We start from the raw sequence: 15,319 nt of genomic DNA, 5'->3' as shown, positions 1-15,319 counted from the left end.
GTCCCATGAAAATCTTAGTCACAGGCGCGACCAGTGGGCTAGGACGTAATGCTACTGAAATTTTGCTACGTGAAGGGCATCGGGTGGTGGCTTGCGGGCGTGATTTAGCCATTGGTCAGGAGTTAATGGATGCGGGGGCTACATTTATTCCCGTAGAACTGGCAACCTTAACACCGGAAACCGCGCGCGAGTTGATGGCAGGGTGTCAGGCAATTTGGCACTGTGCAGCACTGTCGGCGCCATGGGGGGCGCGTGAAACATTTGAGGCTATTAATTGGCAAGCTACCAAAACCTTGGCGCAGACTGCGGCAGAGCAAGGTATCGAGCGGTTTGTGCATATCTCCACCCCTGCAATCTATTTTAATTTTACTCACCAGCACAATATTTTCGAATCAACGAATAACACGCAATTTGCCAATGATTATGCGCGAACGAAGTTCCTTGCCGAGCAAGAAATTGCCAAGATAGTGTCGAATTATCCCTCAACTACGTTTGTGATTTTGCGCCCTCGAGGATTATTTGGCGCGCATGATAGGGTTTTATTGCCGCGTTTGATGGCGCAAGTCCGCGCTCGCCATGGCAAATTGGTGCTGCCGGCAGGAGGAAAAAACGCCTTCGATTTGACCTACGTTGAAAATGTGGTGGATGCCATGATATTGGCAACCCAAAAGCCATTAAAAAGTGGCTCGATATTTAATATTACCAACCAAGATCCTCAGCCACTTGCGACAACATTACGTGCGCTATTTGCACAAACAGGCACCGAATGCCAGATTAAATCTGCACCTTACTCACTATTATATGGTGTGGCGTTCTGCTTAGAAAAATTGGCGATTATGCAGCGAAAAGAGCCATTATTAACCCGTTATAGCCTTGGCGCCGCTTATTTCACGATGATTTTAAACAATCAACGCGCTCAGCAGGAACTCGGTTACATCCCACGCTATTCCATGGCGGAGGGCATCGCACGCACCGCAAAATGGCTTAACGAAAATCAAGAGGGCAAACTATGATGAACATTCGGGTATTTGAAGTGGGATATTGCACCCATCCCGGTTGTGTTGCCCTCAAAGGTGCCAGTATGAAAGCGTGTAAATTCCCTGCGCGGGCATGGCTGATTGAGGGGCATGATCAGCGCTGGCTATTTGACACGGGGTATGCCGACCACTTTTATGACCATACCCGTGAGGGGATTATTCGGCTGTATCGAGCGGTTACTCCGGTCTATTTTGATACCAAAGATGCTCTCGTTTCTCAGCTCAAGGCGGATGGCATCACGCCTGCTGATATTACTGGAGTGATTATTTCCCATTTCCATGGTGACCATATTGCGGGGCTACGGGATTTTCCGTCTGTACCGCTGATCTGTTCGGGGGAAGGGTGGCAAAAAACGCGCAACCTAACCGGATTTTCCGCATTACGTAAAGCCTTTGTGCGCGGGTTGATCCCTGAAGATTTCGAAGAAAGAGCTCGATTTTATGAAGGTTTTGAGCGTGTTGAGCTTCCTGAAGCCTTAGCCGAATTAGGATTTGGTTATGCGATAAATCCAGAAAAAACCTTAATTGCCGTGCCATTACCGGGTCATGCCGCGGGGCATACTGGATTATGCGTGGCGACAGATGATGGCTGGATCTTGCTGGCGGGGGATGCGGCGTGGTCACCAACGAATTACCGAGAATTGCGCGGGCCAATGGCGGTGGCGAATTTAATTATGGATGACCGCCAAGCCTATTACGAGACGCTCAATAAATTGCATCAGATTGATAAACGCCAGATACCGATCCAACTGTGTCATGAGGGCGAGTTGTGAAACTGCTGAAAATTCTGTGGTATTACTGGCAGGCTCGACGACTGCGCTTTACGGATCCCATAGCGCTAGAGCGATACCAACAGCGAAAATTATCGGCATTTACCCAGCGCTTTTTACGGCGCAGTCCCTATTTTTCGGCATATTGTGAGCAAGCACTTACTCAGTGGCCTGTGATGAATAAAGCCTTGATGATGCAGCATTTTGACCGTATGAACACCCAAGGGCTGAAAGTGAATGAGCTGCTTGCCTGCGCAAAGCAGAGCGAATCTTCCCGAGATTTCTCCCCAACCGTGGGGAAATTCAGTGTGGGGTTATCGTCTGGGACATCAGGAAAGCGAGGGGTGTTTGTGGTCAGCCCTGACGAGCAAGCTCGCTGGTCGGGAACCATGCTGGCTAAGATGCTACCGGATGGACTATTTGCTGGAGAGCGCGTTGCGCTGTTTCTACGTGCAAACAATAACTTATATGAAAGTGTCAATAACCGCTGGCTCTCATTTCAGTTTTACGACCTGCTGGGGGATTTTGATGAGCATCTTGCTGCACTTAATCAATGGCAGCCTACCATTATTGTTGCCCCTGCACAGGTGCTGGTGGAAATGGCAAAGCGCCAGCAGCGAAATGAGTGCTCACTAACCCCAAAAAGGGTGATATCAGTGGCGGAAGTACTCAATGCCGATGATAAAGCCCAGCTAAAAACGGTTTTTTCAGATGTGGGCGAAGTGTATCAAGCGACAGAAGGTTTTCTTGGTTGCACCTGCCCTCATGGCACATTGCATCTGAATGAAGCTTTTTTGCATATTGAAAAACAGTGGATTGATGAACGCCGTTTTTCACCGATTATCACCGATTTTACACGGCAAACTCAGCCCATTGTGCGTTATCAACTCGATGATATCTTGGTTGTTAGAGAGGCTCCATGCCCTTGCGGCGATGTACAAATAGCCATTGAATGCATTGAAGGACGCAGCGATGATCAACTGGTATTAACCAATCAACAAGGTGAACCAATAACCCTGTTTGCGGACGCCTGTAACCGAGTGATGTGCAATACTTTACCGACTGAGACAGATTACCGACTTCATCAACAGGGGCAGTTATTCACCTTATCTGCGGATTGTGAGGAAGCGGTACTATTGGCATGTAAGCAAGCACTAACTGACTATTTTGAACTGCAAGGCGCAGTGACTGAGCATCTTCAATGGCAACTCAACACTGTCTTGCCTGCCACAGTGATGGCTATCAAGCGTCGGCGGATCACGCGGGAGGCGTCATGATAAAGTCGATGTCAGTGTGGCGGCGCGTGGGGTATTTACTATTAGGCTGGGGATGTGTTGGGGTTTTCTACTCATTGACGGGGCATATTTATTCTTCTGCGCACGTTATTTCCCCCTCGATAATTGATGATGCAGTCGGTTATTCGCCAAATGCGGTATGGCTCTATCTCTCTTTTTTTCTTTTTATTCCCTGCGGTTATCTGCTGAGTTATGCAGAAAAAGTAAAGCCGTTAATGTGGCAGATGATCCTCTGTGCGGTGCTATCTGGCATGGTATATCTGATTTATCCAACCACGGCTGAGTTTCCTCAATATATAGGGAGTGGGTTGACTCAGCTGGCACTTGCCGGGTTATTACAGGCGGATACCTCACAAAATATGCTGCCTTCGCTCCACGTGTCGTTGACGTTAATTGCATGGTGGGCTTTGTGTCGAAAAGGTCAATTTTTGAGAAACCTCTTGTGGTTATTGTGGGCGTTGATGATTATTTTTTCTGTCTTAATGCTAAAGCGGCACCTGTTTATTGATGTGGTTGGCGGTGCGGCTTGTGCGTGGATAGCGATAACAGTTGTTCGTTTACTGACGTTTCGCTTATTGACGTCTGATCCGTCACGGAGAGTGCGATGAATGAACTGACATTTCCCATTATCTTTATGGTGTTGATTGTGATGGTGGAAGCGCTGATCATTGCCCGCCAAAAGCGCGTTTCATTCAGTTGGCAAGATGTGGTGTTTAACCTCAATTCTGGGCATATCATGCTGTGGCTATTTCGTGGGTTAGAACTATTTTGCTACGGTTTTGTGGTCACGCATTTTTCTTTCGGTATTACCGATAGCTGGCCAACGTGGCTGGTGTGGTTGTTTACGTTAATCGCTTGGGATTTAGGGTTTTATTGGCTTCATCGCTTACACCATCGGTACCGTCTTTTGTGGGCAGTGCATGTGGTGCACCATCAAGGGGAGCATTTTAATCTCTCGTTAGGGGTACGTAATTCGTGGTATTCCTCACTCACTTCTATTCCTTTCTTTCTGTTATTGGCGTTGATGGGCGTGCCGCTCACCGTCTTTATGACGGTATCGGTGCTTCATTACACTATTCAGTTTTTTAACCACAGTGGGTTAATTCCCCGTTTTAAATGGTTGGAGGCGTGGATGGTGACGCCGCATCATCATCGGGTTCACCATATTAAAACGGGCGGATATGCCAATCGTAACTTTGGTGGCAGTTTTATTATTTGGGATAAGCTATTTGGAACGTTTTCTGAATCCCCAGAAACGCCTCATCAATACGGTATCGGCGGTGAGGCGGCGACGGAAAACCCGCTGATTGACAGTAATCGCCCATTTTTGCGTATTTTAGGTGTGAAAAAAGCGAATAAACCGACCCATTCCCCTCGTTATCACATCGGAAAAATGGGGCTAGTGGGTGGGACATTGCTGCTGTTCACGTTGGTGATTGGCTACGTGTATCGCTATGGGTACGGTTTTAATGGGACGACTCTTGAGCAAGTTGGGTTATTTCTGCTGTTGGCGGCAGGGACTGTCGCATTATCTGGCTTATCAAGCGGTTATGGTTGGGGAAAATGGAGTTGGTTTGCCGTTGCCAGCCTGACACTGTTATTGATCATCATTGCAGGCTGGTTGACGCCATTCTGGCTGGTGGTGGGTGCGCTATTATGGTTGCACAGCTTTGCTGTGCTAATGGGCGTAGGAACAACGTCTGTGGATAGCCGTGATGTACAAGCCTAAGCCATTACCGCCCCTCACTTTTCGCCAGCGGGATGATCTGGCTTTTCACCGTGCATTGCAGCAAGCGGCGAAGGGGTATCTGCAAGAAAAAGGCGATCACCGCTTTGCTGATAGCTGGGTCTATCTCAAAAGTTTGACGCTGATTTTGGTGTGCTTAGGCAGCTACGGGCTGATGCTGAGCTCTCAAGGCGGAATCCTGTTTTTTGTGGGTTATCCGCTGTTTATTTTCTTTGCCTTATTGCTGGCGATTAACATGGTGCACGATGCCTCGCACAACGCGGTTTTTCAGCGAGGAGCACTTAACCGGATTGTGAACTTTTGGGTGACAATTCCTTTAGGGTTAGACCCCGATTGTTGGCGCGTACGGCACATTGTTTTTCACCATTCCCATACCAATGTTCGCCATTATGATCTGGATATTGAAGAGAATTTTTTACTGCGCCAAACCCCATACCAACGCTGGTATCCGTTTATGCGGTGGCAGCATTTGTATTGGCCGCTGATAGCAGCAATGACATTTCCCGCGCTGATTTGGGGTTACGATTGGTTTGACCGTTTTCATTTTACGCGCGTTGCCCCAAAAATGCGCCATCAAGGTGCGAAAGGTATTGGGGTATTTTTGCTGAGTAAAATGCTGCATCTTGCATTGGCATTATTATTACCGTATTGGGTGCTATCCCCGTATGGCATTGGTATTGGCACGTTGCTGGGTGTTTATCTGCTTAGCCAAATGTTCGCGTCATTTATTTTTGTGGTGCTGATTTTGGGTACCCATTGGGCGAAAGCCACCTTTTATACCGCACCGGATTCAGGGCGTATGGAACAAGGGTTTTATACTCATACGTTCTCAACCACCTATGATTGGCAAACCACGCCGAAGTGCCTGACTTACTGGCTCGGTGGGCTGAATCTGCATCTTACCCATCATTTATTTCCCAATTGGCATCATCGGCATTACCCGGCGCTTGCTCGTCTTATTCAGCAAACCGCCGCGCAATTTGGCATGGATTATCACTGTGTTGATGCCAAAACTTTGTGGCGTTATCAGCAGCGGTTTTTAAAGCGAATGGGCACAGGGGAAGGGGTTAGGTAATTTGGTCAGTATAGATATTGCGAGCACAGACATAAAAAAACCGTGACTCGAAAGCCACGGTTCTTTTGTTCCTAAGTCATTGCATTGATGACTACAGGATCATACCGCCGAATAGGAAGCCGAAGGTAACGGCCAATGCCACAGCGATGGTACCCGGAATAAAGAATGGGTGGTTAAAGACGAATTTACCGATGCGAGTTGTACCAGTGTCATCCATTTGTACCGCCGCAACCAGAGTTGGGTAAGTAGGCAGAATGAACAGACCAGATACTGCTGAGAATGAAGCGATAGCGGTTAATGGGCTAACGTTCAGTGCCAGTGCCATAGGCATCAACGCTTTCGCTGTTGCTGCTTGAGAGTACAGAAGCGCAGAACAGAAGAAGAAGATAACTGCTAACATCCATGAGTGTTCGTGGATTAAGTCACCCGCAGTTTCTTTGATCCAATCAATGTTGTGCTGTACGAAAGTATCACCTAACCATGCAACACCTAAGATACAAATACATGCGCTCATACCTGCTTTGAAGGTACTTGAGTTCAGGATTGCATCAGTGTTTACACGGCACAGTACAGTGATTAACGTTGCCACAGTCAGCATGATAATCAGGATAGCGTTAGTGGTGTTCATCAGTGGGGTTGCCACAATGCCTAAACTTGGGCTGTTGATAATTGCGTAGCAAACTACCCCAACAACGCCGAATAAGAACAGCAGAACAGACGCTTTAGCACCTGGTTTGATCTCTTTAACTTGGCTACCGCGCAGTTCAACTAAGCCTTCAGCTAAACGTTTTTGGTAGATTGGGTCATCAGACAGCTTAGAGTTAAATGTCCAAGAGACAATGAAAGACATCAGGATGATAGCTAAGAAAGTTGCTGGTAATAAAATACCTAACAGCGTGATATAGCTAACGGTGTTACCTGCGCCAACCATTGCTGGGTTTTCCATGACAGATGCCATGTAAACAACCGCCGCAGAAATTGGCGATGCTGTAATACCAATCTGAGCTGCAACAACCGCCGTAGACAGTGGGCGACATGGTTTCACGCCTTGTTCTTTCGCCACTTCTGCGATAACTGGCAGAGTTGCTAATGAGATATTACCTGTACCTGCGAACAGAGTCAGGAAATAGGTCACGATAGGGGCAAGGATAGTGATGTATTTGGGATTGCGACGCAGTAATTTTTCTGTTTGAGCAACCAAGTAATCCAGACCACCGGCAATTTGCATTGCAGAGATGGCGGCAATAACAGCCATGATAATAGAGATTACGTCAAAAGGAATGGTTCCCGGTTTCACGCCAATTGCAGCGAGTACCAGAACACCAAGGCCACCGGCAAAACCGATACCTATCCCTCCAAGACGGGCCCCTAAAAAAATGGCCAGCAGAACAATGATAAATTCTACGGCTAACATAATGTTTACTCCTCGACAAAAATGAAAATTATGAAACTGTTATGTTAATTATTTGTGTGTGTATTCATGAAAAAAGGCACGCTATCCGGTGGAAAGTCGTGCCCTTATTCTTAAGAATTATTTATGCTAAACATAAATAATTAGTCGTCAAATCTTTTTGCTTTATATTCTGGATGTTTTAGGTTCTCAACAGAGAAGATATCATCCAGTTGCGCTTCGGTCAGTAGTCCACGTTCTAGGACAACTTCACGTACGCTCTTACCTGTTTCAGCACAGATTTTACCCACGATATCACCGTTGTGGTGACCGATGAATGGGTTCAGGTAAGTTACGATACCGATAGAGTTGAATACAAACGCTTCGCAGATTTCTTTGTTAACAGTAATGCCGTTAACGCATTTTTCTACTAAGTTGCGGCATGCATTGCTCATCAGAGAAATGGATTCGAACATCGCTTGACCAATTGCTGGTTCCATTACGTTTAATTGTAATTGACCTGCTTCAGCAGCCATCGTTACGCAGATGTCGTTACCCATAACTTTGAAGCATGCTTGGTTAACAACTTCAGGGATTACTGGGTTAACTTTTGCTGGCATGATAGAAGAACCTGCTTGTAATTCTGGCAGGTTAATTTCTTTCAGTGCCGCACGAGGACCAGAGGAAAGTAAACGTAAGTCGTTACAGATTTTAGACAGTTTAACGGCTAAACGTTTCAGGCTAGCGTGAACAGTGATGTAAGCACCACAGTCAGACGTTGCTTCGATTAAGTCTTCTGATGGTACACATGCTAAACCTGTGACTTCAGCTAATTTTTTAACCGCCAGTTCTTGGTAACCAGGGGCTGTGTTCAGGCCAGTACCGATAGCAGTTGCGCCTAGGTTAACTTCGAGCAGTAAATCGATGCTACGTTTCAGATTTTTCTCTTCTTCTTTAAGAAGAGTTGCGAAAGCATGGAATTCCTGACCAACAGTCATTGGTACTGCGTCTTGTAATTGAGTACGACCCATTTTCAGGATGTCTTTGTACTCTTCTGCTTTGCTTTCAAAACCTTTTTTCAGGTAAGTAACAGAATCGATTAATTTCAGAACAGAGTTATAAACCGCGATACGGAAACCGGTAGGGTATGCATCGTTGGTAGATTGGCTTTTGTTCAGATGGTCATTTGGGTTTAAGAATTCATATTCACCTTTTTTATGACCCATCAGTTCAAGACCGATGTTTGCCAGAACTTCGTTGGTATTCATGTTCAGTGATGTGCCCGCACCACCTTGGAATACGTCAACTGGGAACTGATCCATGCATTTGCCTTCATTCAAAACAACGTCACACGCTTTGATGATGGTATCTGCGATATTACGAGGAATAGTGTGCAGTTCTTTGTTAGCTAGAGCGGCTGCTTTTTTTACCATTACCATGCCGCGAATAAATTCTGGGACATCGTTAATGGTGCGGTCGCTGATATAAAAGTTTTCAATCGCACGCAGGGTATGAACACCATAATAGGCATCAGCTGGAACTTCTTTTTTACCTAACAGGTCTTCTTCGATACGAGTATTGTTTGACATGAGAACCTTCTTAATTAGATTACAGTTACTGTCCGTTTATGCGCTTTTAAAAATATATCCTAAAACTAAACTTCTAGGTGATTACCACCTATTACTCCTTTATCAGTACTATGTTCTACTGATTTATGGGGTGATCATATGCCCTTTATCACCCCATACCTTGAACCTAGATCATTTTATGGATTGATTAGTGCAATAGAATTTATATTGTGTGATTTAAATCACAGATAAGCCATGCTAATGATCTTAGTCCATGAGTTGAAAATCACGATCAGAGACCCAATTATTATGGCTATACTAATGAAAAAAGCGAATATGAATAGTAGTCTCTTAGAGATAGTTCACAAAGGTTTTCATTTAACCCCGAAAAATGCAGTAGCTTATTGATATAAAGGAGTACTTGTGCGCTGGTTACCACTAATTCTGATATGTGTTTTGGTATATATAGAGTCGGTCATTTTTGTCCGAGTTGCGGCTGAAATTGGTGTATTGATGACATTGATTTTAGTGGTGCTCACATCCTGTTTAGGGGTTTCACTTGTGAAGAACCAAGGGATGAAAAATGTCATGCAAATACAACAAAAATTAATGAGTGGTGAAAGTCCTGCCGCTGAAATGATTAAAAGTGTGGCGTTAGTGTTAGCAGGATTTTTACTTATTGTTCCCGGATTCTTCACTGATTTTATTGGACTTCTTTTATTACTACCACCAGTACAAAAATTATTTGTGATGCGCTTAATCCCGCATATCAAGTTTTACCAACCTGGAAGTGGTTTTCAAGGTGGTGGCTATCAAAATGGCAATACCTTTGAAGGTGAGTACCAACGCAAGCAAGATGACCCTTCTTATACTATTGATCGTGAAAGAACTATTGATGGTGAAAGCCATCGTGTTCCTGACGATAAATCTTCAGATTCCAACCAAGATAACCCGCCTAAACCTTAATTCCTTTGTTCTGTAGGGAGATAAATAATAAAAAAATTTATCTCCCACCCCTTGAAGTCTTAGTTATTCATCCCAATCTCCTGAATCATGGTACTGGTGAAGATCACCTTGGTATCGACCTTTTACCCGTATGGACTTTATTTGTAGGAGAACTATTAATGAAAATTCGTCCATTGCATGACCGTGTTATCGTTAAACGTAAAGAAATCGAATCTAAATCTGCTGGTGGTATCGTGTTAACTGGCAGTGCTGCGGGCAAATCAACTCGTGGTGAAGTTATCGCTGTGGGCCAAGGCCGCATCCTTGAAAATGGCGACATTAAAGCGCTGGATGTGAAAGTTGGCGATATCGTAATTTTTAACGACGGTTATGGCGTAAAAGCTGAAAAAATCGACAACGAAGAAGTGTTAATCATGTCCGAGAGCGACATCTTAGCAATCGTTGAATAAGAATTTTCACTTAAAACTTTCATCAAACGAAAAGAATTTAAAGGAAAGAGATAATGGCAGCTAAAGACGTTAGATTTGGTAATGACGCTCGTACAAAAATGCTTCGTGGTGTCAATGTTCTTGCTGATGCAGTTAAAGTAACTTTAGGCCCTAAAGGTCGTAACGTTGTTTTAGACAAATCTTTTGGATCACCAGTTATCACTAAAGATGGTGTTTCTGTTGCTCGTGAAATCGAATTAGAAGACAAATTCGAAAACATGGGTGCACAAATGGTGAAAGAAGTTGCTTCTAAAGCTAACGATGCAGCGGGTGACGGTACAACAACCGCTACCGTTTTAGCTCAAGCAATTATCACTGAAGGTCTGAAAGCAGTTGCTGCTGGCATGAACCCAATGGATCTGAAACGTGGTATCGATAAAGCAGTCGTTGCTGCAGTTGAAGAACTGAAAACGCTGTCCGTTCCATGTTCAGATACTAAATCAATCGCACAGGTTGGTACTATTTCTGCAAACTCCGACGAAACTGTTGGTAAATTAATTGCAGAAGCAATGGAGAAAGTCGGTAAAGAAGGCGTTATCACCGTTGAAGAAGGTACTGGTCTGGAAGACGAATTAGACGTGGTTGAAGGTATGCAGTTTGACCGCGGTTATTTATCTCCTTACTTCATCAACAAACCAGAAACTGGCGTTGTTGAACTGGAAAACCCATTCATCCTGTTAGTCGACAAAAAAGTGTCTAACATTCGTGAATTACTTCCAGTATTAGAAGGCGTTGCTAAAGCAAACAAACCTCTGCTTATCATCGCTGAAGATGTTGAAGGCGAAGCACTAGCAACATTAGTTGTGAACACCATGCGTGGTATCGTGAAAGTGGCTGCGGTTAAAGCACCTGGTTTCGGTGACCGTCGTAAAGCAATGCTGCAAGATATCGCTATCCTGACTAATGGTACTGTTATCTCTGAAGAGATCGGTATGGAGCTGGAAAAAGCAACGTTAGAAGATTTAGGTCAAGCTAAACGTATCGTTATCAACAAAGACACCACTATCATCATCGATGGTATCGGTGACGAAGCTGCAATCGCGGGTCGTGTGACTCAAATCCGTCAGCAAATCGAAGAGTCTTCTTCTGATTATGACCGTGAAAAACTGCAAGAGCGCGTAGCGAAATTAGCTGGCGGTGTTGCGGTAATTAAAGTGGGCGCAGCAACTGAAGTTGAAATGAAAGAAAAACGTGCTCGCGTTGATGATGCTCTGCACGCAACTCGTGCAGCGGTTGAAGAAGGTGTTGTTGCTGGTGGTGGTACTGCGTTAGTTCGCGTTGCGGCTAAACTGGAAACACTGAAAGGCGATAACGAAGAACAAAACGTAGGTATCCGTGTTGCTCTGCGTGCGATGGAAGCGCCAATGCGTCAAATCGTCACTAACGCAGGTGAAGAAGCCTCTGTTGTTGTTAACAACGTTAAAGCAGCAACTGGCAACGACGGTTACAACGCAGCGACAGATACTTATGGCGATATGATCGAAATGGGTATTCTGGACCCAACTAAAGTAACGCGTTCTGCTCTGCAATTTGCAGCATCAATCGCGGGTCTGATGATCACGACTGAAGCGATGATTACTGACATGCCAAAACAGGATGCTCCTGATTTAGGCGCAGCTGGTATGGGTGGCATGGGCGGAATGGGCGGCATGATGTAATCATGTAGTCTAAACGCTACTGCTTCCTAAAAAAGCCTGTAAGCTTATAGTTTACAGGCTTTTTGTTTACTTATAGTCCTGTGATGTCTAATACTGTTCCATAATTTCTTATATTTTAGAGGTTATAGGTAGGGGCATCTTTTTAAGTGTAACTTGTTTTTAGGGTCGTGTATTCAATATAGAGATCATCACAATAGGTAGTGTTCATGCTCTATGAATGTGCCGATGATTTTGTCATGCATTTCAGGTGACTTCGAATAACCTAACGTCTTACGGTTAAGACGCTTTAAGCGATTTCTTAAGTTTAAATTCTCTCTTTCTATTCGTTGTGTATAAAACTTACTAGTTACGTGTTTTTGTTTGGGTAATACCTCAACGCAGTTATTTACACTTAATATGAGAAAACCCCGTAGATAGAATAATATCGACGGGGTTCAGATAAATCACCAGCACAAGTAAAATGACTTAATTGCTAATTTGCGGTTTCGTTATTGCCTTCTCGGTTTTGATTTTGCGATTATTTTCAAAACCTGGTTGTGGCACCTTAATAAAGAAGGTCAGGACACCTGCAAAAATATATAACCCCGTGTATGCCCACACAACTCCCACAATATCAAAGAAGGGTAAAACTAGACTTGCGATAGCAGGAGCCGCGAAATTACTTAATCCCGCAGACAGATTATAAATTGAAACCGCTGCACCTTTATGGTGAGGTTCAATACTTGGGAAAACCGCGGTCATCGGTACGAAAGCCGCCACAAAGATCCCCAGTAAAATCGCGGGTATCAAGGCAACCGCAAAGTTATGGCCAAAGTAAACCGGTAAGTAATAGAACATCAGGCTAGATATCGCCATACCAAGGCAACCAAACCAGCGAACTTGGCGAACCCAGCCAATGTGCTCGCCAACAATGCCCCAAAAAATATTGGTAAAGATAGTCACAAAGAAGAACACCGCCCAAATTTGTAGCCATTCTGAAATCGTAAAGCCTAATCGATCAACAAACAATAATGGCATGATAATCGCAAAACCAAACAACGAAATAGTGTTGATAATGCGAATTAAACTCGCCATAAAGATGTCTTTGTTAGTAAATAAAATGGTGGCAGCCCGTGATAATTCGGCCATTTTATCTTTCATCGGTAAATTGACTTTAGAGCGATCAACAGGGATGTTACGTAGGCTAAAATAAGCAATGGCTCCGCCAAGTGCAACCCAACCAATTGCCATCCATAATGTGCCCGTCTCTCCCATCATTGGGATAGAAAAGCTTGGTAGATAGCTGCCGATGACACCAATACCTACCGAGTACATTGCCCAGAACCAGCCTGTTGCCGCGGCCAAATGAGCTCGAGGAATCACCTGTACCAGCATCATCATGAAGGAATAAATAAACAATGGATAAGCCAGCCCACGGATACCATAGAATAACAGCATCATACTGTAGCTTTTCATGCCGAGACCAAACGCCATAAATAAGGCATGCATGATAATCCATAAGATAAAACCAATCATCATGGCTTTTAATGGTGTAATAATTTCCGCCACCACGCCAGATGCCCACGCCGCCAAAGCCGCCATTAAACCGTATACCGTAAATACCATCGCGGATTGGGCAGGTGTAAAGCCTAAATCAGTAATATGTTTTGATAAAAAAGCCATTTCAAATCCGTCGCCACTCATAAAAATAGCGATGGCGATGAACCCCCAGAACAAATGCTTAGGTAAACCAAGCCAATACTGCTTCTGTTCCATTGCAGTTTCCTCATTGTTATTTTGTTATTTTAATCAATTACGCGAGATAACAGTGATGGCGGCGAGTAGGGAAACACCGCCATACTGACTTACTGTGGCAGTAATTCTCTTGCTTGTTTTTGCTGTTGATATAATAAACGGAATACATCAAGCCGTTGATTCAACCAATTTTGGTGCTGTTTTTGTGGTGAATAGGTGTCTAATACATCTGGTTTTTGGCACACCGTTTCTATGTCCCCACCATTTGCCAGCCACGCTAAACGCGCTGCGCCGAGTGCGCCAGAAGAACTGGCTGGGTGAGTCACTATCGGTATATCAATCACATCCGCGATAAGTTGTGCCCAAACAGGACTACGCGCACCGCCTCCTGTTAAACTACAACAACTCACCTGCGTTCCCGTTTGTTTAAGTACATGCATGCCATCCGCCAGCGCAAAAGTCACACCTTCAATGACGGCATAACCTAACTGTGCTCGGGTTGTTTCATTTTTTAATGCAAAAAATGATCCCATGGCATAAGGGTCGTTATGTGGTGTCCGTTCCCCCGAAAGATAGGGTAGAAATACAGGTGCTTGTTTTTTTTGCTGTTCAGTCAATTGGCCAACTTCGTCCATCAGTTGGTTTTCGGTGGTAGACAGTAACTGGCAGAGCCAACGCAGACAGTTCGCAGCACTTAGCATCACACTCATTTGATGCCAACGGTTAGGCAACGCATGAGCAAAGGCGTGAACACCTTGGTGAGGTGCTGCTTGTAGTTGGTTATTAACCACAAAAATAACACCGGATGTTCCTAGGGAAATCAGGGCATCACCTTCATTAACCGCCCCAACACCGACAGCAGAAGCCGCATTATCACCCCCACCACCGGCAATAATTACGTCGGCACTTAACCCCCATTGGGATGCAAGATCGGCACGTAATACCCCGCTTTTTTCTGCGCCTTCCACTAAACGAGGCATCTGTTCACGAGTTAAATTTGTCGCGGATAATAATTCATCTGACCAATCGCGTTTAGCGACATCTAGCCATAATGTGCCCGAAGCATCAGACATTTCACTGATAAATAACTCTGTCATTTTCCAGCGCAAATAGTCTTTTGGCAGCAATACCTTAGCCACTTTTGCAAAAATTTCAGGCTCATGGCGCTCTACCCACAATAATTTCGGGGCAGTAAAACCTGGCATCACAAGGTTGGCTCCGATGGTTAAAAACTCAGGGTGTTTTTCCATCAGCCATTCGCATTCTTTGGCGCTACGGGTGTCATTCCATAAAATGCAGTCACGCAGCACTTGGTTTTGCTCATCAAGCAGTACTGCACCATGCATTTGCCCTGATAAACCAATCCCTTTCACCGCTGCCCATGCTTCAGGGGCTTTTTGACGCAATGTTGCTGCAACCGCATTGGTCGCCTCCCACCAGCTATCTGGTGATTGCTCTGCCCATTGAGGATGTGGCCTTTGCACAGTCAAGGCCATATGGCTTGAGGCAACTATCTCACCCTGCGCATTAATGAGAACCGCCTTGAGTTCTGACGTGCCGAGGTCAATTCCAAGATACATGGCCTTTCTCC

The 15,319-nt window shown here is 44.9% G+C and carries 13 protein-coding genes and 1 pseudogene; 9 read left to right on the top strand and 5 right to left on the bottom strand.

The features are described from left to right. Positions 1-5: 5 nt before the first annotated feature. From LDO51_RS03650 to LDO51_RS03625, 6 genes are read left to right on the top strand one after another with little or no spacing between them, the layout of a single operon-like run. Positions 6-1,013 carry an NAD-dependent epimerase/dehydratase family protein gene (locus LDO51_RS03650; RefSeq protein ID WP_225576390.1) on the top strand — a complete coding sequence of 336 codons (1,008 nt, stop codon included), beginning with the start codon at positions 6-8 and terminating at the stop codon, positions 1,011-1,013. After that, a complete protein-coding gene (locus LDO51_RS03645) occupies positions 1,010-1,810 on the top strand; it encodes an MBL fold metallo-hydrolase (protein WP_225576389.1) in 801 nt (266 codons plus the stop codon). Before LDO51_RS03650 ends, LDO51_RS03645 begins: the two co-directional genes overlap by 4 nt. Continuing rightward, positions 1,807-3,084, top strand: a complete 1,278-nt coding sequence (locus LDO51_RS03640; RefSeq protein ID WP_225576388.1) for a F390 synthetase-related protein — start codon at positions 1,807-1,809, stop codon at positions 3,082-3,084. The genes LDO51_RS03645 and LDO51_RS03640 overlap by 4 nt, the downstream gene beginning before the upstream one ends. Beyond that, positions 3,081-3,710, top strand: a complete 630-nt coding sequence (locus LDO51_RS03635) for a phosphatase PAP2 family protein (protein WP_225576387.1) — start codon at positions 3,081-3,083, stop codon at positions 3,708-3,710. Before LDO51_RS03640 ends, LDO51_RS03635 begins: the two co-directional genes overlap by 4 nt. After that, the gene (locus tag LDO51_RS03630; protein WP_225576386.1) at positions 3,707-4,831 is read left to right on the top strand and encodes a sterol desaturase family protein; all 1,125 of its coding nucleotides are present in this window, start codon (positions 3,707-3,709) and stop codon (positions 4,829-4,831) included. Before LDO51_RS03635 ends, LDO51_RS03630 begins: the two co-directional genes overlap by 4 nt. Beyond that, positions 4,818-5,924, top strand: coding sequence for an acyl-CoA desaturase (locus tag LDO51_RS03625; protein ID WP_225576385.1), 1,107 nt, complete (start codon positions 4,818-4,820; stop codon positions 5,922-5,924). Before LDO51_RS03630 ends, LDO51_RS03625 begins: the two co-directional genes overlap by 14 nt. Positions 5,925-6,015: 91 nt before the next feature. On the opposite strand, the gene LDO51_RS03620 is transcribed toward LDO51_RS03625, so the two are convergent. Both LDO51_RS03620 and aspA read right to left on the bottom strand, forming a co-directional pair. Beyond that, positions 6,016-7,338, bottom strand: coding sequence for an anaerobic C4-dicarboxylate transporter (locus LDO51_RS03620; protein ID WP_225576384.1), 1,323 nt, complete (start codon positions 7,336-7,338; stop codon positions 6,016-6,018). 140 nt (positions 7,339-7,478) lie between these two features. Beyond that, positions 7,479-8,903 carry an aspartate ammonia-lyase gene (gene aspA / locus LDO51_RS03615; protein WP_225576383.1) on the bottom strand — a complete coding sequence of 475 codons (1,425 nt, stop codon included), beginning with the start codon at positions 8,901-8,903 and terminating at the stop codon, positions 7,479-7,481. Positions 8,904-9,305: 402 nt separating this feature from the next. On the opposite strand from aspA, the gene LDO51_RS03610 reads away from it, so the two are divergent. The 3 genes from LDO51_RS03610 to groL all read left to right on the top strand — a co-directional run bounded on the left by LDO51_RS03610 (position 9,306) and on the right by groL (position 11,994). Continuing rightward, positions 9,306-9,848 (top strand): FxsA family protein, encoded by a 543-nt coding sequence (locus LDO51_RS03610; protein WP_225576382.1) that lies wholly within the window; start codon positions 9,306-9,308, stop codon positions 9,846-9,848. 158 nt (positions 9,849-10,006) lie between these two features. Then, positions 10,007-10,297: a co-chaperone GroES gene (locus LDO51_RS03605; protein WP_225576381.1), complete on the top strand. Its 291-nt coding sequence runs from the start codon at positions 10,007-10,009 to the stop codon at positions 10,295-10,297. Positions 10,298-10,350: 53 nt separating this feature from the next. After that, the gene (gene groL, locus LDO51_RS03600; RefSeq protein ID WP_225576380.1) at positions 10,351-11,994 is read left to right on the top strand and encodes a chaperonin GroEL; all 1,644 of its coding nucleotides are present in this window, start codon (positions 10,351-10,353) and stop codon (positions 11,992-11,994) included. Positions 11,995-12,182: 188 nt separating this feature from the next. Here groL and LDO51_RS03595 read toward each other — a convergent pair. From LDO51_RS03595 to xylB, 3 genes and pseudogenes are all read right to left on the bottom strand, one after another. Then, positions 12,183-12,362: pseudogene (locus LDO51_RS03595) on the bottom strand (IS1 family transposase); the annotation flags it as partial. Positions 12,363-12,459: 97 nt separating this feature from the next. Continuing rightward, positions 12,460-13,749 (bottom strand): MFS transporter, encoded by a 1,290-nt coding sequence (locus LDO51_RS03590; RefSeq protein ID WP_225576379.1) that lies wholly within the window; start codon positions 13,747-13,749, stop codon positions 12,460-12,462. Positions 13,750-13,838: 89 nt separating this feature from the next. Beyond that, a complete protein-coding gene (gene xylB, locus LDO51_RS03585) occupies positions 13,839-15,308 on the bottom strand; it encodes a xylulokinase (RefSeq protein WP_225576378.1) in 1,470 nt (489 codons plus the stop codon). Positions 15,309-15,319: the final 11 nt, after the last annotated feature.

The sequence above is a fragment of the Providencia alcalifaciens genome, assembly GCF_020271745.1.
GTDB classification, from domain to species: domain Bacteria; phylum Pseudomonadota; class Gammaproteobacteria; order Enterobacterales; family Enterobacteriaceae; genus Providencia; species Providencia alcalifaciens_B.
Note: the sequence above shows the minus strand (reverse complement) of the source record. Positions and strands in the feature narration are given on the sequence as shown.